Source organism: Streptomyces sp. NPDC051320 (assembly GCF_040682175.1).
GTDB lineage: Bacteria > Actinomycetota > Actinomycetes > Streptomycetales > Streptomycetaceae > Streptomyces.
Genome location: NZ_JBFBAL010000008.1, coordinates 135,016 through 152,615, shown reverse-complemented (window position 1 = coordinate 152,615; position 17,600 = coordinate 135,016). Strand labels below are relative to the sequence as shown.

Sequence of the window (17,600 nt, the reverse complement as noted above, 5' to 3'; positions counted from 1 at the left end):
GCCGGACCGCCGTGGAGCGGGGCCGGCGTCCATGGGCGGACGTCCGTAGGGATGGTCGAGCGGGCTTCGGGATATGCGGTGAGCACGGTCACGCACAGTCGCGTGGCGGCGGGGACCGGCCGGCAATCGGGGGGAACGGCTCGCGGCCCTGGTCGGATGGGTCAGACTGCCGTGACTCAATCCCGAAATAATACCTCTAATTTTCAGCGATCGTCAATGAAATGACACATGATGCTCGATGAGGCGCTATCGTCTGATGCATGACCACCCCTGCGAACTCCCGGCGCGACGTCAGTCGCGCCACCCGGGCGACCCTGCTGACCATCCTCGGCGAGGCCGTCGTGCCAGAAGGGCGCAAGGTGTGGCAGGAGACGCTGGTCAGCGCTCTGGGGACGACCGGCACCACGATCTCGGCCGCCCGCCAGGTGGTGGCGCGCGCTTCTCGTGACGACTGGCTGACCAGCGAGCGGGTCGGCCGAAGGGCTCTGATGAGCGTGACCGAAGACACCAGGGAGCGTCTGGTGGTGGCGCGGGAACGAGTCGCGGCCTTCGGCGCGCCGGTCGAGTGGGATGGACGCTGGCTGCTGATCACCTTCAGCGTCCCGGAGGATCGGCGGGACCAGCGCTACAAGATCCGCTCCCAGCTCGCCTGGCTCGGTTTCGGCTCGCTCGGCAACGGGGTGTGGATCTCGCCGCACGTGCAGCACGAGGACGCCGCCATGCGGGTGCTCCAGTCCGGCCCCGAGCCGATCGAAGGTCTGGTCTTCACCGCAGTGCCGTCTCATGCGCACGACCCGCGGCAGGTCGTGCGCACGGCGTGGGACCTCGACGACCTCCGGGTGCGCTACCTGGACTTCCACCGCACCTTTTCCGGTGCCAGGCCCGGCAAGCCGGGTGCGGTCTTCGCGGCGTGGATCCAGCTGATCACCGAGTGGCGCAAGTTCCCGGGCATGGACCCCGAACTCCCGGACTCGTTGCTGCCCGGCAAGTGGCCGCGGCAGTCCGCGTACGAGGTGTTCCGGAGCCGCCACGAGGAGTGGACGGAACTCGCCCTGGAGTACTTTCGTGGTCTGGACGGCGGCTGACCACCTGCCGCCCCGCCCGGTCATTTCCGCCCTGCCGGGGCCGGCTGGTCGTGACGTGCCTGCTGCAGTCGGTGCCAGCGCAGCACGATGGATTCGACCAGCCGGAACGTCATGTTCAGCAGATACCCGAGGATGCCGAGCGCGATGATCGTGCCCCACATGTCGGCGATCTGGAAATTGCGCTGCGCGTTCTGCAGGAAGTACCCGATGCCGCCGCTGCTGCCTACCGTCTCGCTCACCACCATCACGAAGACCGCGATGGCCAGTGCGGTACGGGCGCCGGCGAAGATCTGCGGGCCCGTACCCGGCAGCACGATCCGGCGCAGTCGGTCGGCACGGCTCAGCCGGAAGGTCCTGGCCACGTCGAAGAGCAGCGGTTCGATGCCGCGGACACCGTCAATGGTGTTGAGCAGTACTGGCCACACCGCGCCGACGGCGACCATGGTGACCTTCATACTCGTGCCGATGCCGAGGGCTACGACGAAGACCGGAAGCAGAGCCACCCCGGGAATGGCCCGCAGCACCTCCAGCAGCGGCCGCGTCGCACGCTCGGCCCCGCGTAGTAGTCCCAGGGCGACGCCCAGACCGATGCCGAGGACCAGGGCCGCCGCGTAGCCGTACGCCAGGATCTCCAGGCTGGGCACCAAATCCGTGGAGACATGCGCGAAGAGCCAGTCCTTGCGGAGGCTGGAGACCATCGTGCCCAGCGGCGGGAAGTACGCGGAGGTGCTGCCTGCGCTCGCCGCGTACCACAGGGCTACCAGCAGCGCCGGCAGCCAGATCTCGGTCAGCACCAGGAGCAGCCGCCGCTTCATCGCAGGCTCCCGCGTACGGACGGGTGCCAGCGCAGCACCCGGTGCTGAACGATGTGGAAGGCGCTGTTGACGACGAGCCCCAAGGCCCCGGTCGTCAGCACGTACGCGTACATCTGTGGCTGGTTCTCTCCGTTGAGGGCGTTCTCGATCTGCATGCCCAACCCCGGTGCGCCGCCGAGCAGTTCGCCGGTCACGGTCAGCAGCAGGCTGAGCGTCGCGGCGACCCGGATCCCTGTCATGGCGAACGGCAGCACACTGGGCACGAAGACATGCCTGAGCCGGACCCACCGGGTGAAGCCGAAGGAGCGAGCCACGTCCTTGAGTTGCGGCTCGGTCTGGCCCGCGGCGTACACGCTCTGTATGACGAGCGGCCAGACGGCACCGCTCACCACCAGCACGATCACCATATCCCGGGTGGGGCCGTAGACCAGCAGGTACAGCGGCATCAGCGCCACCGGTGGGATGGTGCGCAGGAAGTCGACAACCAGCCTGGTGCTGTTGGCCACGAAGCGGCTCAGACCGATCGCCAGGCCGGCCGGAATCCCGACGGCCGTGCAGATCAGCAGGCTGACCGCCCACGTCGACGCAGTCTCGCGGACGGCGTCCCAGAACTCCGCACGGCCCAGTAGGCCTGCCAGGGATGTGAACGCCGACAAAGGCGTGGGGATGGCGCCCTTCGGCCCCTGCAGCGCGGCGAGCCACCACAGCAGACCCGCGGTGAACAGCACCACGAGCTGGGTGAGCGGTGGCGCCAACCACCCCGCGTACGTCGCTGTGGAACTGCGTGCGCGCTTGCCTGCGGCGGGTTCTGCCGGACGGCCGCCCGGCGGCGATCCCGCCTCCGGGGCCGCCGTCCGGGGGCCGTTGTGGCCCACATACTGCGTTTTCACCGCGAGCCTCCCGTCGTTGGGTGGGGGAAAGCCGGTGTCGGGTACTACTGGTCCTCGACCTCGATGAGTCCGTTGGACAGGCACAGCTCACCGGTTCCGACGGCGGACTCGAATCCGTACACGGTGCGGCCGTCACGGCGGCCCGCCCGGTAGACACGGGTGGTGAGGGTGTCCTGCGGGGTCACCCAGCGGCTGAAACGGACGGCCAGGCGCTTGATCCTGCGTACGTCGTCGTCGCAGGTGGCACCCATCAGCATGCGGGTGGCGAACGCGAAGGTGCAATTGCCGTGCAGGATGATGCCCGGCAGCCCGGCGGCCCGGGCGAACTCGTTGCTGGTGTGCAGCGGCATGACATCGCCCGAGGCACCCATGTACCGGAACGACTGGTCGATGTCGAAAACCCGGTCCACCTCGGCAATGGGCGGCAGTTCGCGCTCGACGACGTACGGGGGGGGACCCTCGCCCACCGCCTCGGGAGCGATCGCGGTCCGAATGAAGACGGTGACCCATTGGTCCACCACCGGTTCCCCGTCGGAGGTGGTGGTCACCCCCTTGACGGTGATCGTCGAGCCGGTCGAGTGCGGGATGACACCGGTCGGGAGCGCACGAGTGACCAGGCGCATCCCGGGCTCGATGGGACGGTGGAAACGGAATTCCTGCTGGCCGTGCAGGCCCATGGACCGCTTCGCCTCGGGAGGCATGTTCAGAGTCAGCGGCGCGACGACCTGGAAGGCCGGGACGACGTTGAAAACGGGGCTGGCGACGTCACCGGCGCGGTGCGCCGGGATGTCGTCGTTGGTGGCGTTGGCATACGCCTGGAGCTGCATCCGGTCCACATGGAACTCGGACGGCTCGCTCCACTTCCCCAGGGGGGCGAGGTCAAAAGCCTCGGTCTCCTCCACGCTGGTAGCCACAGATGGTTTCCTCTCACCGGGTCAAGCGTTGGCTTGGGTTATCGGGGGGATCGACGGAATGCAGCCCGGCTGCTCGTCGTGATGGCCGCTCCGGGAGCGGCGGGGGATGTCGGCCTTACGGCCTGATGATCGCGGGGAATGCGGCGGCCGGGTCACTGTCGACGCCGACCGAATACAGCGAGAGTAGTCATTCGAAACGTGATCGTCAATAGAATGTCATGCATTTGCCCGAGGGGTCGGCGGCCCGAGCGGTGGCGGTTGCGGGCGCCTGAGTGTGCACGGGGAAGGGAACGTGAGGTCCACGACGAACTCCGCCCACTGCGGCGCTCGCGTGCCCAGCGCGGAGGGGGTGCCGTCAGGCGCGCTGCCTGGCATCGATGCGGTCGGACTGGGCGGTGATCTTCCCCAGTAGACGGATCAGCGTCCGCTGCTCTTCCTCGCTGAGGGCACCCGCCCAGTCCGCCTCACGGGCGTTGTGTGCCCGGAACGCCTCGGTGATCGCGTCCCGCCCGGCCGGGGCGAGGGCCAGGTGGACCGCCCGGCCGTCGCGCGGGTCCCTGTCCTTGCTGACCAGGCCGTCCCGCGCAAGGGTGGCCACCAAGGCGGAGACCGCGGCCCGGCTCATCCCCGACAGCTCGGCGACCTTCTTGGCCTCCAGGGGGCCGACCAGCCAGAGCGCGAACAGCACCCGGAACCCCGGCCATGACCAGCCGCGCGGCCGGTGGACGGTGGATTCGAGATCGTAAACGATCATGTTGGCCGCGCGGTGCAGCGTGAAGATCGCCCGCATCGCCAGCGGGTCGATGCCGGGCAGTTCCCGAGTGACGGCATCGATCGCATAGTCAATGAAGGACCAGAAGTCCAAGTCGTCGGCTCGGGGCTGCTCTGTGGCCACGCCCAGACCCTACCGCCACCCTTCCGCCGCGCGGGGGCGCGGCCTGCCCGGCCCGGCCGGCGCCGCGCGGATTTCCTGCCAGGTCTTCCCATCCGGGGGCCGCGCGGGTAGCTTGCCAAATTAATCAAGGCTTTGAGTAATTGCGAACATCGGCCCGACCGCCACCGACTTCGAGGGGTACCTGCAGTCGGCGGCGCGGAGCGGAGCCGAGCGTGTCAGGCCCTCCGCGTCGTGTGGGACACCTGCGTGTCCGACCTCTCCGGTCGCCAGGGACTGTCCGAGTACCACTTCTTCAGCGACCCGGTCCGGTTGACCGGCGCCTACATCAAGTCCTATGACCGCGAGCCTGACCAGGCCAAGCTGCGGTCCTTCCTGGAGCGTGTCTGATGCCGCACCCGCTGGGCAGAAACCCGTCGAAGATCATTGCCGTACATATCAACTACCGCAGCCGGGCGGCCGAGCGCGGCCGCACGCCCGCGCAGCCCTCGTACTTCCTCAAGCCCCCATCCTCGCTCGCGGGCAGCGGGGACGCCCTCGTACGGCCGCGTGGCTGCGAACTGATGGGCTTCGAGGGCGAGATCGCTCTCGTCATCGGCCGTCGCGCCCACCGGGTCGCGCCGCAGGACGGCTGGTCCTGCGTCGGCTACGTCACCGCCGCCAACGACGCCGGGGTGTACGACCTGCGTTACGCCGACCTCGGCTCCAACCTCCGCTCCAAGGGCGCCGACGGCTTCACCCCGATCGGCCCCCGACTGCTGGACGCCCGCGTACTGGACCCGGCAGCGATGCGGCTGCGGACCTGGGTCAACGGCGAGCTGGCGCAGGACGACACCACCGACACCCTCCTCTTCCCCTTCGCCGACCTCGTCGCCGACCTGTCCCGGTTGGTCACACTGGAGCCGGGCGACATCATCCTCACCGGCACCCCGTCCGGGGCGTCCGTGGTCGCTCCGGAAGACACCGTCGAGGTCGAGGTCGGCTCGGGCGCGCTGAGCACCGGACGGCTGACCAACCGCGTCATCGCGGCCGGCCATGGACTGGAGACCTGGGGGGCGATGCCGCAGTCCGATCCGGCCGGGCGCGCCGCCGCCTGGGGCTCCACATACAAGCCCGAGCCGCTGCTCGACGAGCGGATCGAGAAAGGTCTGCGCGGGGTCGCGGTGGCGACGCTCAGCGCTCAGCTGCGCAAGCGCGGTCTGCCGCACATGAGCATCGACGGCGTACGGCCCACCCGGCCCGGCGACAAACTGGTCGGCGTCGCCCACACCCTGCGCTACCTGCCGCTGCGTGAGGACCTGTTCGAGGCGTACGGCAACGGCATGAACGCCCAGAAGCGCGCCATCGAGGAGCTGCGCCCCGGCCATGTGCTGGTGATGGACGCCCGGCGCGATCCCACGGCCGGCACCATCGGCGACATCCTCGCCCTTCGGGCCCTGCGGCGCGGCGCCGCCGGCGTCGTCACCGACGGCGCGGTACGCGACGCCGCCGCCGTCGCCGCCCTCGACCTCCCGGTCTACGCGGCCACCGAGCACCCCGCGGTACTGGGCCGCCGCCACGTCCCCTGGGACACCGGCATCCCGATCGCCTGCGGCGGAGCCCTGGTCCAGCCCGGCGACCTGCTGGTCGGCGACGCCGACGGGGTGATCGTCGTACCGCCGTCGCTGGCCGAGGAGCTGATCGCCGACAGCGCCGAGCAGGAGCTGAAGGAACGCTTCATCACCGAACAGGTCCTCGCGGGCCGGTCGATCGACGGCCTCTACCCGCTCGGCCCCGACTGGCGCGAACCGTACGAACGCTGGCGCCGCGCTCACGAGGACCAGCCCGCACTACCCGCCCCGCAGGGAGAGACACCATGAAGTTCCGCAGCGACCCGGCCACCATCCGCGGGTCCATCGCCCCCCTCGTCACCCCTTTCACCTCCGACAGCGCCCTGGACCATGACAGCCTGCGCGGACTGGTCCGCTGGCAGCTGGACTCCGGCTCCCACGGCATCTCGCTGGGCGGCTCCACCGGCGAACCCAGCGCCCAGAGCGCCGGCGAACGGATCGCCGCGATGCGCACCGCCGCCGAGGAGATCGCCGACCGGGTGCCCTTCCTGCCCGGCACCGGCTCCCACAAGCTCGACGAGACCCTCGAAATCACCGCCGCGGCAAGGGAACTGGGTGCCGACGCGGCGCTGGTCATCACCCCGTACTACGCCAGGCCCACCCAGGAGGCGCTGTACCGCTGGTACGCCACGGTCGCCCAGGAGTTCCCGGATCTGCCCATCGTCGCGTACAACGTCCCCAGCCGCACTGCGGTTGACATCGCCCCGGAGACCGTCAAGCGGCTGTTCACCGACTTCGACAACTTCGTCGGCGTCAAGGAGACGACCAAGGACTTCGAGCACTTCTCCCGGGTTCTGCACGCCTGCGGGCGCTCGCTGCTGGTCTGGTCCGGCATCGAGCTGCTGTGCCTGCCACTGATGGCCCTCGGCGGCGCCGGCTTCGTCAGCGCCGTCGCCAACCTCGCCCCGGCGGCCGTGGCCCGAATGTACGAGCTGTGGGAGGCCGGCGACTTCAACGGCGCCCGCGACCTGCACTACCAGCTGCACCCGCTGGTCGACCTGCTGTTCGTGGAGACCAACCCCGCGCCCGCCAAGTGGGTCCTGGAGCAGCAGGGCCGCATCGCCAGCCGCCAGGTCCGGCCCCCGCTGGTGGAGCCCAGCGAAACGGGTCTGGCCCGGATCCGCGCCCTCCTCGCCGAAGGCGGCGACCTGACCGCCCAGATCGGAGCCTGACCATGACCGCCACCATCCCCCCGCAGCTCCCCGACGCCATCCGGCACTGGATCGGCGGCGAGAACACCGACAGCGCCCACGGCCGCACCTTCGAGGTCAGCGACCCGGTCTCCAACACCCCGTACGCGAGGGCGGCCGCCGGTGGCCCGCGCGACATCGACCGGGCCGTAGCTGCCGCCCGGGCCGCCTTCCCCACCTGGTCCGCCCTGGGCAGCCGGGAACGCGCCACCGTCCTGAACCGCGTCGCCGACGCCATCGAACGGCGCGAGGAACAGCTCGCCGCCTTCGAGTCGTACGACACCGGGCTGCCCATCACCCAGGCACGCGGCCAGGCCCGCCGCGCCGCGGAGAACTTCCGCTACTTCGCCGACGTCATCGTCGCCCTCGGCGAGGAGGCATACCGCGCGGGTCGCAGCCAGCTCAGCTACGTCGTCCGCACCCCGGTCGGCGTCGCCGGACTGATCACCCCGTGGAACACCCCATTCATGCTGGAGAGTTGGAAGCTGGCCCCGGCGCTCGCCGCCGGCTGCACCCTGGTCCTCAAGCCGGCCGAGTGGACACCACTGTCGGCGAGCCTGTGGCCTGAGATCTTCGACGAGGCTGGGGTCACCCCCGGGGCGGTCAACATCGTGCACGGCATCGGCGAGGAGGCCGGCCAGGCCCTGGTCGACCACCCGGACGTGTCGCTGCTGTCATTCACAGGCTCCACCGACACCGGCCGCCATATCGTCCGCAGCTCGGCTGCGCACCTGAAGACGGTCTCCATGGAGCTGGGTGGCAAGTCCCCCGTCGTCGTCTTCGCCGACGCCGACCTCGAAGCCGCCCTGGACTCCGTCGTCTTCGGCGTCTTCTCCCTGAACGGCGAACGCTGCACCGCCGGTTCGCGGGTACTGGTGGAGCGTCCGCTCTACGAGGAGTTCACCCGCCGCCTGGCCGAGCGCGCCGAACGCGTGCGGGTCGGCCCACCGTCCGAACCCGCCACCGAGGTCGGCGCCCTGGTCCACCCCGAGCACTACGCCCGGGTGCTGAACTACGTCGACATCGGGCGCAAGGAGGCCCGCCTGGTGGCCGGCGGCGCCCGCCCCGACCACCTCCCCGAGGGCAACTACCTCCAGCCGGCCGTCTTCGCCGACGTCTCCCGCGATGCCAGGATCTTCCAGGAGGAGATCTTCGGCCCGGTCGCCGCCGTCGCCCCCTTCGACGACGAGTCAGAGGCTGTCGGCCTGGCCAACGCCACCCAGTTCGGCCTGGCCGCGTACATCTGGACCAACGACCTGCGGCGCGCCCACCGGGTCGCCCACGCCGTCGAGTCCGGCATGGTCTGGGTCAACTCCCACAACGTACGCGACCTGCGCACCCCCTTCGGCGGTGTCAAGGCTTCGGGGCTGGGCCGGGAGGGCGGCGCTCACAGCATCGACTTCTACACCGAGTCCAAGATCGTGCACATCGCCCTGTCCGAGGTGCACACCCCGCGCTTCGGTGGCGGGCCGGCATGAGCCTCGCACGAAGCGCCCCCGACGTCGTCCGTTCCGCCTATGCCCAGCTCGCCGTCACCGACCTGCCCAAATCCCGCTGGTTCTGGGTCGACCTGCTGGGCTTCCACGTCCAGTACGAGGACGCGACCTCGCTCTACCTGCGCGGCACCGACGAACTGACCCACCATTCGCTGGTGCTGCGCCAGGGCCCGCTGGCCGCCCTGGAACATCTCGCCTACCGGGTCCGCACTCCCCTGGACGTCGACCGGGCCGAGAAGTTCTTCACCGAACTGGGCCTGCCCGTCTGCCGGGTCCCGGCCGGTCAGGGCACCCGTGGTGTGGGCGACGCGGTACGGGTCGTGGACCCGCTCGGCTTCCCCGTCGAGTTCTTCCACGAGATCGACCGCGCCGAACGGCTCATCCAGCGCTACGACCTGCACCGGGGCGCACAGGTCGCCCGGCTGGACCACTTCAACATCTGCACTGCCGACATCCCCGCCGCCTACGCCCACTACACCTCGCTCGGCTTCGGCTGCTCGGAGACCATCGAGGGCGACGAGCACGAGCTGTATGCAGCCTGGATGTACCGCAAACAGACCGTCCACGACGTCGCCTTCACGGGCGGCGCGGGGCCGCGACTGCACCACCTCGGGCTGGCCACCCACGAGTCCCACCAGGTGCTGCGCACCGCCGACATCCTCGGCGCGCTCCACGAGGAGAGGTACATCGAACGCGGCCCTGGCCGGCACGGTGTCTCCAACGCCTTCTACCTCTACCTCCGCGACCCGGACGGCCACCGGGTGGAGATCTACACCTCCGACTACTACACCGGTGACCCCGACCACGAGACCTACCGCTGGAACGTCCACGACGACCGCCGCCGCGACTTCTGGGGCAACGCGGTCATCGAGTCCTGGTACAAGGAGGCCACCCCGGTGCTGGACCTGGACGGCAGACAGCAGCCGACCATCGACGCCAACCTGGACGAGTCCGCAGTGCACGTCGGGGCGGACGGCCTCGGCTGAGCGAGGAAATCCTGTTTCCGTACCGGGCCCACAATGCTCACCCGCCAATGTTGCCATGCCACCGCTACCGTGCCGGTGGACCCGGAACGCGGACTGCCACTCCCGCCACACCAGGAACACCCCCACCCGTCGTCGCGCCTGGCGACTGCGAGCGGCGAAGAGGTAAAGTTTATGAGGCAATGCTCGTGGTGGCACCAGGCGCCAGCCCCTAAGCGCCCGGCTGACCTCGCAAGGCGGGATATGCCCATGACTAACGAGGTCCGCATGGGACGGGAAGGTGACCCCCGGCCCGCGGTGGGTGTTGCCGCGGTCGACGCCCGGGGCGTTGTTATGGCCTGGGGCGTCGGCGCTCACCGGCTGCTCGGCTACCAACCGTCCGAGGTGGTAGGGCGTGCCGCAATCCGGCTGCTCGCCGAGAAGCTTCCTCTGGTCGCCCGCCGACACTTCGCCGAACGGGCGGGGTGGGCAGGCGAGGCCCTCGTACGGCACAGGGACGGCCGCCATCTGGCCGTACGGCTTGATGCGGCCCCGCTGCTCGATGCCGACGGGAACACCACGTGGTTCCTGACCGCCACCGAAACGGAGCAGGAGAAGGAGACCGCGCCGGAGGTCCTCAAGGAGCGGGCGCTGGCCCAGCTGCCGATCCCGCTGGCCCTCTTCGACCGCCGGAATCGGCTGGTTGCGGCCAACGAGGCCATGACCCGTAGTTTTGGTCTGCCGCATGAAGAATTGGTCGGACTACGTCTGAGGGACATCGTCGAGCGCCCTGCCTTCCAGGACTTCGACCGGCACCAGGAAGAGGTACTGCGAACGGGCGAGGCCATCTCCCTGGAGAGCTATGGCCAGGCGCCCGGCGACACTCAAGAGCACGCCTGGACGGTGTCCATTTACCCGCTCAAGAACGCGAGTGGTGGGGTGCTCGGAGTGTCCGCCGCGCTGGTCGACAACACCGAGCAGTACTGGGCACGGCGTCGGCTGTCCGTCGTCAACGAGGCCAGTGTCCGCATTGGCAGCACCTTGGACATCACCCGCACAGCCCAAGAGCTGGCCGACGTGGCTGCCGGCCGGTTCGCCGACTTCGCCACAGTCGACCTGCTCGACCTGGTCCTCCGCGGTGAGGAGCCCGCCTCCGGGAGGCTCGGCGGTGCCATCGACTTCCGTCGTGTCGCTCAGCAGTCCGTTCTCCAGGGCTGCCCCGAGTCGGTGGTCGCGCTCGGAGAGATGGAGCCCTACCCGGAATACTCGCCGCATTCCCGCGCTCTGATTGCCGAACGGCCCTCGCGGTATTCCTTCGACGACCCGGACATCCAGAGGTGGCTCGCGCAAGCCCCGGCGCGAGCCAGGGTCGTCCGTGAGTACGGAATGCACTCGGTGATGGTGGTACCGCTCCGCGCCCGAGGTGTCACCCTGGGAATGGCCCAGTTCATCCGGCACAGCACTCCGGACCGTTTCGACGGGCGTGACATGCTCCTGGCAGAGGAGATCGTGGCGAGGGCGGCGGTATGCGTGGACAACGCACGCCGCTACACCGATCAGCGCAACACCGCACTCACGCTCCAACGCAGCATGCTTCCACAACGCACGCCTGAGCAGTCGGCCGTGGACGTGGCCTCTCGCTACCTTCCCGCCGACTCGCGGGCGGGCGTGGGCGGCGACTGGTTCGACGTGATCCCGCTGTCCGGTACCCGAGTGGCCCTTGTCGTCGGCGACGTGGTCGGCCACGGCATCCAGGCCTCCGCGACCATGGGGCAGTTGCGGGCCGCGGTACGCACCCTCGCCGACGTCGATCTCTCTCCCGACGAGCTGCTCACCTATCTCGACGACCTGGTAATCCGGCTCGGCCCCAGCCCGGACGACGGGAATCAGTCCGCTCCAGCCAAGGAAGAGATGGCTGCCACCTGCCTGTACGCGGTCTACGACCCGGTCTCCCGGCGCTGCGCCCTCGCCAGCGCCGGCCATCCTCCGCCGGTCGTCGTACTGCCCGACGGCACGGGGTACTTCCCCGATCCGCCAGTCGGCCCCCCACTGGGCCTGGGTGGCCTGCCCTTCGAATCCACCGAGCTGGAACTGCCCGAAGGAGCCGTTCTCGCCTTCTACACCGACGGTCTTGTCGGGAGCAGCGCCCACAACATCGACGAGCGGCTCGACCTTCTCCGCCGAGCGCTGACCCGCCCCGCGACGTCGCTGGAGCAGACATGCGACACCGTGCTCGACACTCTGCTTCCGGACCGACACACCGACGACGTCGCCCTGCTCGTCGCCCGCACTCGGGCGCTCGACGCTGGTCACGTCGCCACCTGGGAGCTGCCCGCCGACCCCGCCATCGTCGCCGAGACCCGCAAGTGGGTGTCTGCCCAACTGGCCTCCTGGGGGCTGAACTCAGCCATCTTCACCACAGAACTCGTGGTCAGCGAACTTGTCACCAACGCCATCCGTTACGGCGGCGCTCCGATCCAACTGCGGCTGATCCGGGACGCCGCACTGATCTGCGAGGTTTCAGACCCAAGCAGCACCTCGCCGCATCTGCGCAGGGCCCGCGTTTTCGACGAGGGTGGCCGCGGCCTGCTGCTGGTCGCCCAACTCACCGATCGCTGGGGGACTCGCCAGACCCCCACCGGAAAGGTCATCTGGGCCGAACAAGCGCTCCCACTTGGCTGAACGTTCAACCCGCCGCCCGAGACTCTGGATCGCCCCGACTTTGATGTCGGGCTGGATCGTCGCCAAGCGTCGGTGGCCCGACTCGACCACGGCCTGACGCGTTTTCACGGTCGGACTACAGATGTCTTGGTGCTGTGCCCCTCCCTGGCGCACACGACATGCTGACCGGCCACCGCAATTCGCGGCTGCCGCAGGACTTCCGCCGGCGCGCACGAGAGCCCGTCCCACGTCGTCTTGATTGCCCACAGGAGGACAGGCACGGCGGCCGAGGCAACATATGACGAATGCTTGACGATCGCATTATTAGCGTACTACGATCCGTCTGCCTGCCCTATACCCACACCTGTAAAACAGAGGACTGAACCTATGGCTGGTACACGTCTCGTCCCGCGTCGCACGGCTGTTGCGTTCGCGACCGCATCTGTCACTGCGATGGCGCTGACCGCGTGCGGTGGTCCCGGCTCGTCGGGGTCGACAGGCAGCACGTCGTCTGCAGCTAGCGGACCCACGACCGTTGCCGTCGGTAACGGGCCCTTCCTCTCGAACGTCGACCTTTACTTGTCCGACGGCAAGGATTACTTCAGCGAGGCTGGACTGAAGGCGAACATCAAGGTGCTGTCGGCTGGTAGCAACGCGGTCCCTCAACTACTGAACAACAGTCTGCAGTTCGCGGCGGTTGATGTGGCAACGGCGATCACAGCCGTGGCCCAGCACCTTCCGATCGAGGTTGTCGCTCCGAATACTGTCGGGAGCTCCGGCAAGGTCGGCTACGCCGGTGTCGTGGTCTCCCCGAAGTCCGGAATCACGTCGCCGGCAGGTTTGGTGGGGAAGACAGTCGCGGTCAACCAGATCAACGGGACCGCCATGGTCCTCACCAAGGCAGCTCTTGCCAAGGCGGGCATCGACTGGAAGAAGGTGAAGTTCACAGAGGTGGCACCGCCACAGCTGCTGCCCACCCTCGCCGGCGGACGGTCAGATGCCGCTGTATTGGGTGAGCCGGGAGTGACCACAGCCGAGAGCCAAGGGATGACCTACCTCTTCAACCAGGAGCAGAAGACAGTCCCTGACACGGACACATTCGTCTACATCACGTCGAAGTCATACGCGAGCAAGAATCCCGATGTGGTGAAATCCTTCACGAGTGCCGTGTTGAAGGGGCACACCTACGCCAACGCACATCCGGACGAGGTCCGGAAGACGGCTGCGTCGTCGACACAAGTGCCGGCCGCGCTCCTCTCCAAGGTCACCCTCCCGACATTCGGTGAGAAGGCGGTGGAGCCACAGGAGATCGAAACCTGGATCCGCCTGCTCGAGCAGTACGGCGGTTTCGACAAGGACAAGGCTCCCAGCGCAGCCGCGGTCCTGGGCCAGTAAGTTGCTGCAATGACCCACGACACCGACGAAGCCGTCTAGCTCTCGGACGGGATCATCGCCCTGGCGGAATCACCTGCCGGCGTCGCAGAGTTGGTCGGCGTCGACTTGGGATCCGTTCGAGATCAGCTGGACACCAAACTCTCACCACACCCATAACCGATGCCACCCGGGAGAGACCATGCTGTTCGCACTGCTCGTTGAGTACGGTCCAACACCGCCGACGGAGGAGTTGCTCCAGGCGCATCGAGACTGGCTCTTCCCGCGGTTCTCCGAAGGGAATTTCATTCTCTCCGGTGTTCTGGATGCCGTCGACGGCCGTCCGCCATCCGCTATTGCATTGTTCGAGGCCGACAGTCTCGAAGCCGCGAAGGACCTCTTGGACACTGAACCCTTCTATCGGTCTGGTGCGTGCACCCACCGAGTGGTGCCGTTCACCGCCCGCGTCCGGGCCGTGGGCATGGATGACCGGTTCGGTGAGGACGTGAGAGCCATCCCGGTGGACTGACGTCGCGACGAAGACCGACGCGGTCGCTGGTCAGGTTGGGGTCTGACCAGCCGCGGAGCAGCCGCTCGGCGCTGATGGCTTTCGGCGTCGACGGCCGGCGGGTTGCGCCGTCGTCAGCCGCCGAGGCCGTCTGCACCCACCTGACAGCGCTCTCATCGATCGTTGACTCCTGGATCGGCGTGATGTTGCCGTCGAGATCCAGGACCGGCGTGCCTCCTTGTATCAGGACTTGATCACGACGTTGCCCCAGTAGTCGCGCCGTCGGTCGTCGTTGACGTCCCATCGATGGGTCTCGTGGCTAAGGGGCAGCCGTTGTCGGTCGGCGCGTGTACGGCCTCGAAGAGCCGCCGGGCCGGTTCTGGGGCGGAAAGCGCTGCGGGCAGGCAGCTGCGGCTTCCTGGACGCGCCGGGACAACCCCTGCCACAGATGGAAGCGGTCGCTGACCTGGAGGGCGCCGGGGGCTCCTGCCGTGAGGCCCTGTCAGTAGGTGAGCGAGCCGTCGCGGCAGGCGGCCTCCATCGGCTGAGCTGTTCGGCGTCCCGGCCCTCCCTGAGGTGAGCGGGAGGCGGGTGGTGGCATCGACCAGAGGGTGCCGTAGGTGTCGCCGTACAGCGTGAAGTCGTCCATCCCCAGCACCCGAGGTGTTGACCGCAGCGGCATCCGCATCAGCCGGGAGAGCACGGTGCACCGCGAGAGCGCGACATTCACGACGCCCAGTGTCGGGCCCGGCCGCGGCGGGTTCTCGCAGTACAGACGGCGCACGCTCAGTCGGCCCGGAGCGGCCGGCCGCCGAGCGCGGCATCGGCGAGCTGCCGCACGTAGCGGCTGTGCGCCCACTCACTCGGCGTTCCGCACCCCGTACATCGGCTGGAGCAAGCACGGGCCCGTGTCCGGGGTAGCAGTTGGGGTAGTTCAATGTACGCCGGCACCTGGAGCGCTGGCGGGGTGCAAGCGGTGCTGGTACTGCGCCGAGCCGCTGTGCCCAAGACGGTTCGTTCACCGAGCGGTTACGCAACGCGGCTGCCGGGCCCGTGTGAACACGTCGATATGGGTTGGCCCTGTGGCCAACCCATATGACCGGGATCGCCTGCCCGCATGTGTAGCGGCCCCGTCAGACGTCTGCGGCTTTGCCGGTGAGCACGATCAGCTCCAGCTCGTCATACTGCCCGTCCTCCGCGGGGACCCCCCTGCGGCGGCGGTCCAGGACGCTGGCGAGCCAGCCGAGGCCGAACCCCACCGGGATGGTCACCAGACCGGGTGTTTGCAGCGGGAACCAGTTGAAGTCCTGGTCCGGGAAGATCGCGCCCGGGCTGCCGGACATCTGTGGCGAGAAGATGGTGAGCAGCACCACCAGGGCAGATGACCCGCACATGCACCACAGTGCCCCGATCTTGGTGAATCCTTTCCAGAGCAGACCGTAGAGCAGCACAGGCGTCAGGGCGGAAGCGGCGAACGACAGTCCCAGCACAAGCATGAAATTGAGGTTCACCTGAGCAGTCACCGCCGCCAGAGTGACCCCCAGCGTGCCGACGACTGCCGCGCTCCATCGCGCCACGGTCACCTCACTCCGTTCGGCGAGGTGACCGCGATGAACCACCTGGGTGTATATGTCGTGAGCCACCGAAGAGGCCGCAGCGAAGGTGACGCCGGCGACACCTGCGAGGGCTGTCACGAACACCGCGCAAGAGACGGCCGTCAGCAGCAGACCGCTGCCGTCAAGGGCGCTGGCGAGCATCGGGATCCCGCTGACTCCGCTCGCGTCCGCTTGGCGTAGCGGCTGGGCACCGACGATCGCGGCGATGCCCATACCTACCACCACGACCATGACGGTGAGAGCTGTGACCAGGCCGACCGCCCAACGCATGGACGAACGCCCCGATCGCGCGTTCCGGGCGGTGTTCAGGTGCATCGTGAGGTGCGGCAGGCCGGCCACACCGAGGACGCCGGTGAAGTGCAGCCCGAAGAGATCCAGCGCGCTGGTGGGGCCGGAGCCGAACTGCCGGTCGGGGCGCAGGAACGCGGCGCCAAATCCGCTGTGCCGCTCCGCGGCGTCGAGAAGGCCATTGATATTCCAGTCGAACCGGCTGAGCACCATGACGGTGATCACCGCCATGGTGGTGATCAGCAATCCGATCTTGAGGATCTGCACCAGGACGGTGGCTCGCATTCCCCCGCACGTGGCGAAGCAGACCATGAGACCGCCCAAGCCGGCGATGAGCGCCGTTTGTGCCCCTGCGCCGGAGAGCCCGAGCAGATAGGCCGTCGTGTCGCCGAGGCCGGAGAGTTGGAGGACGAGATACGGCAGGCAGACTGCCAGGACCATCATGCCCATCACAATTCTGACGGCTCGTCCGGGAAAGCGCCGCGCCAGTGCGTCGCCCATGGTGTAGCAGCCGGCGTTGCGGAGTGGTTCGGCCAGCAGAGCCATCAGGACAGCCAGGCCGGTCAGACGGCCCAAGGCGAGCATGACGCCGTCGAATCCGTCGAGCACGATGACGCTGGTAGTGCCCAACAACGCCAGCACGGTGAAGTACTCACCGGCAATGGCGAAGCCGCTCTGCCACGCCTTGATGACCCTGTTGCCCGTGTAGAACTCGGCAGCCCTGTCCCCCTCCGGTGCCCCCAACACGCACAGCATCAGGCAGAGGAAGATGAAGAGGGGCATGACGACGATGACCAGCGACTGCGTCGCGGACGACGTTTGGTTCATCGTCCCTCTCCCTGCCCAGTGGCGGCCAGATGCCTCCTGACCCGCTCCGCCTCAGGATCCTTGTACTCCGTGGCCGTACGGCCGTAGTAGCGCAGGCTCCAGAGGATGATCATCAGCTGGAGGGTCGCCAGGAGCAGTCCGGCACTGACGTGTCCCAGCAGTTCGGTGCCCATGGCTTGTGCGGCGATACAGCAGATCGTCGTGAACATCATGTGCCCGGCCAGGAGCGTGCCCGCCGTGCGGCGGCGAAGCCGCCGGGACGTGGCGCGCAAGCCGCGGAGGTCGGAGCCCGCGGGTGACGGCTGTGGTTGTGGCGGCATCCATGCTCGGGGATCGTCCCAGCGATCACGCGGTGAGGTCACAGGGGTAGCTCCAATAGTGTCGTGGAGACCCGTGGGTGCGACCTGTTGCTGTCGGTCGGCTGCTCGCGCAACGGAGTCCACGGATCACTGTTGTCGAGGGGTGGGTATTCCG

Annotated in this window: 16 protein-coding genes; 9 read left to right on the top strand and 7 right to left on the bottom strand. The window is 68.3% G+C overall.

The features are described from left to right. Positions 1-260: 260 nt before the first annotated feature. Positions 261-1,085: a PaaX family transcriptional regulator C-terminal domain-containing protein gene (locus AB0M87_RS19380; RefSeq protein ID WP_365854427.1), complete on the top strand. Its 825-nt coding sequence runs from the start codon at positions 261-263 to the stop codon at positions 1,083-1,085. 20 nt (positions 1,086-1,105) lie between these two features. Here the strand turns inward: AB0M87_RS19380 and AB0M87_RS19375 are convergent, their stop codons facing one another. From AB0M87_RS19375 to AB0M87_RS19360, 4 genes are all read right to left on the bottom strand, one after another. After that, positions 1,106-1,900 carry an ABC transporter permease gene (locus AB0M87_RS19375; RefSeq protein WP_365854425.1) on the bottom strand — a complete coding sequence of 265 codons (795 nt, stop codon included), beginning with the start codon at positions 1,898-1,900 and terminating at the stop codon, positions 1,106-1,108. Further along, complete coding sequence (locus tag AB0M87_RS19370) at positions 1,897-2,790, bottom strand: ABC transporter permease (protein WP_365854423.1); 894 nt, start codon at positions 2,788-2,790, stop codon at positions 1,897-1,899. Before AB0M87_RS19370 ends, AB0M87_RS19375 begins: the two co-directional genes overlap by 4 nt. Positions 2,791-2,834: 44 nt before the next feature. Next, entirely contained in the window at positions 2,835-3,704 is an 870-nt protein-coding gene (locus AB0M87_RS19365) for a MaoC/PaaZ C-terminal domain-containing protein (RefSeq protein ID WP_365854421.1), read from the bottom strand. Positions 3,705-4,059: 355 nt separating this feature from the next. Continuing rightward, positions 4,060-4,599 carry a MarR family transcriptional regulator gene (locus AB0M87_RS19360; RefSeq protein ID WP_365854418.1) on the bottom strand — a complete coding sequence of 180 codons (540 nt, stop codon included), beginning with the start codon at positions 4,597-4,599 and terminating at the stop codon, positions 4,060-4,062. Positions 4,600-4,845: 246 nt separating this feature from the next. Between AB0M87_RS19360 and AB0M87_RS19355 the strand changes: the two genes are divergently transcribed. The 8 genes from AB0M87_RS19355 to AB0M87_RS19320 all read left to right on the top strand — a co-directional run bounded on the left by AB0M87_RS19355 (position 4,846) and on the right by AB0M87_RS19320 (position 14,415). Beyond that, positions 4,846-4,986 (top strand): hypothetical protein, encoded by a 141-nt coding sequence (locus tag AB0M87_RS19355; RefSeq protein WP_365854416.1) that lies wholly within the window; start codon positions 4,846-4,848, stop codon positions 4,984-4,986. Continuing rightward, positions 4,986-6,455: a fumarylacetoacetate hydrolase family protein gene (locus AB0M87_RS19350; RefSeq protein WP_365854414.1), complete on the top strand. Its 1,470-nt coding sequence runs from the start codon at positions 4,986-4,988 to the stop codon at positions 6,453-6,455. Before AB0M87_RS19355 ends, AB0M87_RS19350 begins: the two co-directional genes overlap by 1 nt. Further along, positions 6,452-7,378, top strand: a complete 927-nt coding sequence (dapA, locus tag AB0M87_RS19345) for a 4-hydroxy-tetrahydrodipicolinate synthase (RefSeq protein ID WP_365854412.1) — start codon at positions 6,452-6,454, stop codon at positions 7,376-7,378. Before AB0M87_RS19350 ends, dapA begins: the two co-directional genes overlap by 4 nt. Before the next feature lie 2 nt (positions 7,379-7,380). Next, a complete protein-coding gene (gene hpaE / locus AB0M87_RS19340) occupies positions 7,381-8,874 on the top strand; it encodes a 5-carboxymethyl-2-hydroxymuconate semialdehyde dehydrogenase (protein ID WP_365854410.1) in 1,494 nt (497 codons plus the stop codon). Further along, complete coding sequence (gene hpaD / locus AB0M87_RS19335) at positions 8,871-9,878, top strand: 3,4-dihydroxyphenylacetate 2,3-dioxygenase (RefSeq protein WP_365854408.1); 1,008 nt, start codon at positions 8,871-8,873, stop codon at positions 9,876-9,878. The genes hpaE and hpaD overlap by 4 nt, the downstream gene beginning before the upstream one ends. Positions 9,879-10,124: 246 nt before the next feature. Next, entirely contained in the window at positions 10,125-12,536 is a 2,412-nt protein-coding gene (locus AB0M87_RS19330) for a SpoIIE family protein phosphatase (protein WP_365854406.1), read from the top strand. A 366-nt stretch (positions 12,537-12,902) separates the two neighbouring features. After that, positions 12,903-13,910, top strand: a complete 1,008-nt coding sequence (locus AB0M87_RS19325; protein ID WP_365854404.1) for an ABC transporter substrate-binding protein — start codon at positions 12,903-12,905, stop codon at positions 13,908-13,910. A gap of 178 nt (positions 13,911-14,088) precedes the next feature. Next, positions 14,089-14,415, top strand: coding sequence for a YciI family protein (locus AB0M87_RS19320; protein ID WP_365854402.1), 327 nt, complete (start codon positions 14,089-14,091; stop codon positions 14,413-14,415). A 481-nt stretch (positions 14,416-14,896) separates the two neighbouring features. Here AB0M87_RS19320 and AB0M87_RS19315 read toward each other — a convergent pair whose 3' ends face one another. The 3 genes from AB0M87_RS19315 to AB0M87_RS19305 form a co-directional block, all read right to left on the bottom strand. After that, the gene (locus AB0M87_RS19315; RefSeq protein ID WP_365854400.1) at positions 14,897-15,124 is read right to left on the bottom strand and encodes a hypothetical protein; all 228 of its coding nucleotides are present in this window, start codon (positions 15,122-15,124) and stop codon (positions 14,897-14,899) included. A gap of 403 nt (positions 15,125-15,527) precedes the next feature. Further along, positions 15,528-17,126 (bottom strand): cation acetate symporter, encoded by a 1,599-nt coding sequence (locus AB0M87_RS19310; RefSeq protein ID WP_365854398.1) that lies wholly within the window; start codon positions 17,124-17,126, stop codon positions 15,528-15,530. Beyond that, positions 17,123-17,446 (bottom strand): DUF485 domain-containing protein, encoded by a 324-nt coding sequence (locus tag AB0M87_RS19305; protein WP_365854806.1) that lies wholly within the window; start codon positions 17,444-17,446, stop codon positions 17,123-17,125. The genes AB0M87_RS19310 and AB0M87_RS19305 overlap by 4 nt, the downstream gene beginning before the upstream one ends. Positions 17,447-17,600 lie beyond the last annotated feature (154 nt).

Excerpts from the sequence above, each read along its gene's own strand:
- AB0M87_RS19350 (WP_365854414.1), top strand. The coding sequence starts at position 4,986 with ATGCCGCACCCGCTGGGCAGAAACCCGTCGAAGATCATTGCCGTACAT.
- AB0M87_RS19310 (WP_365854398.1), bottom strand. The coding sequence starts at position 17,126 with ATGAACCAAACGTCGTCCGCGACGCAGTCGCTGGTCATCGTCGTCATG.
- AB0M87_RS19305 (WP_365854806.1), bottom strand. The coding sequence starts at position 17,446 with ATGCCGCCACAACCACAGCCGTCACCCGCGGGCTCCGACCTCCGCGGC.
- dapA (WP_365854412.1), top strand. The coding sequence starts at position 6,452 with ATGAAGTTCCGCAGCGACCCGGCCACCATCCGCGGGTCCATCGCCCCC.
- AB0M87_RS19375 (WP_365854425.1), bottom strand. The coding sequence starts at position 1,900 with ATGAAGCGGCGGCTGCTCCTGGTGCTGACCGAGATCTGGCTGCCGGCG.
- AB0M87_RS19325 (WP_365854404.1), top strand. The coding sequence starts at position 12,903 with ATGGCTGGTACACGTCTCGTCCCGCGTCGCACGGCTGTTGCGTTCGCG.
- AB0M87_RS19320 (WP_365854402.1), top strand. The coding sequence starts at position 14,089 with ATGCTGTTCGCACTGCTCGTTGAGTACGGTCCAACACCGCCGACGGAG.
- hpaE (WP_365854410.1), top strand. The coding sequence starts at position 7,381 with ATGACCGCCACCATCCCCCCGCAGCTCCCCGACGCCATCCGGCACTGG.
- AB0M87_RS19380 (WP_365854427.1), top strand. The coding sequence starts at position 261 with ATGACCACCCCTGCGAACTCCCGGCGCGACGTCAGTCGCGCCACCCGG.
- AB0M87_RS19330 (WP_365854406.1), top strand. The coding sequence starts at position 10,125 with ATGACTAACGAGGTCCGCATGGGACGGGAAGGTGACCCCCGGCCCGCG.
- hpaD (WP_365854408.1), top strand. The coding sequence starts at position 8,871 with ATGAGCCTCGCACGAAGCGCCCCCGACGTCGTCCGTTCCGCCTATGCC.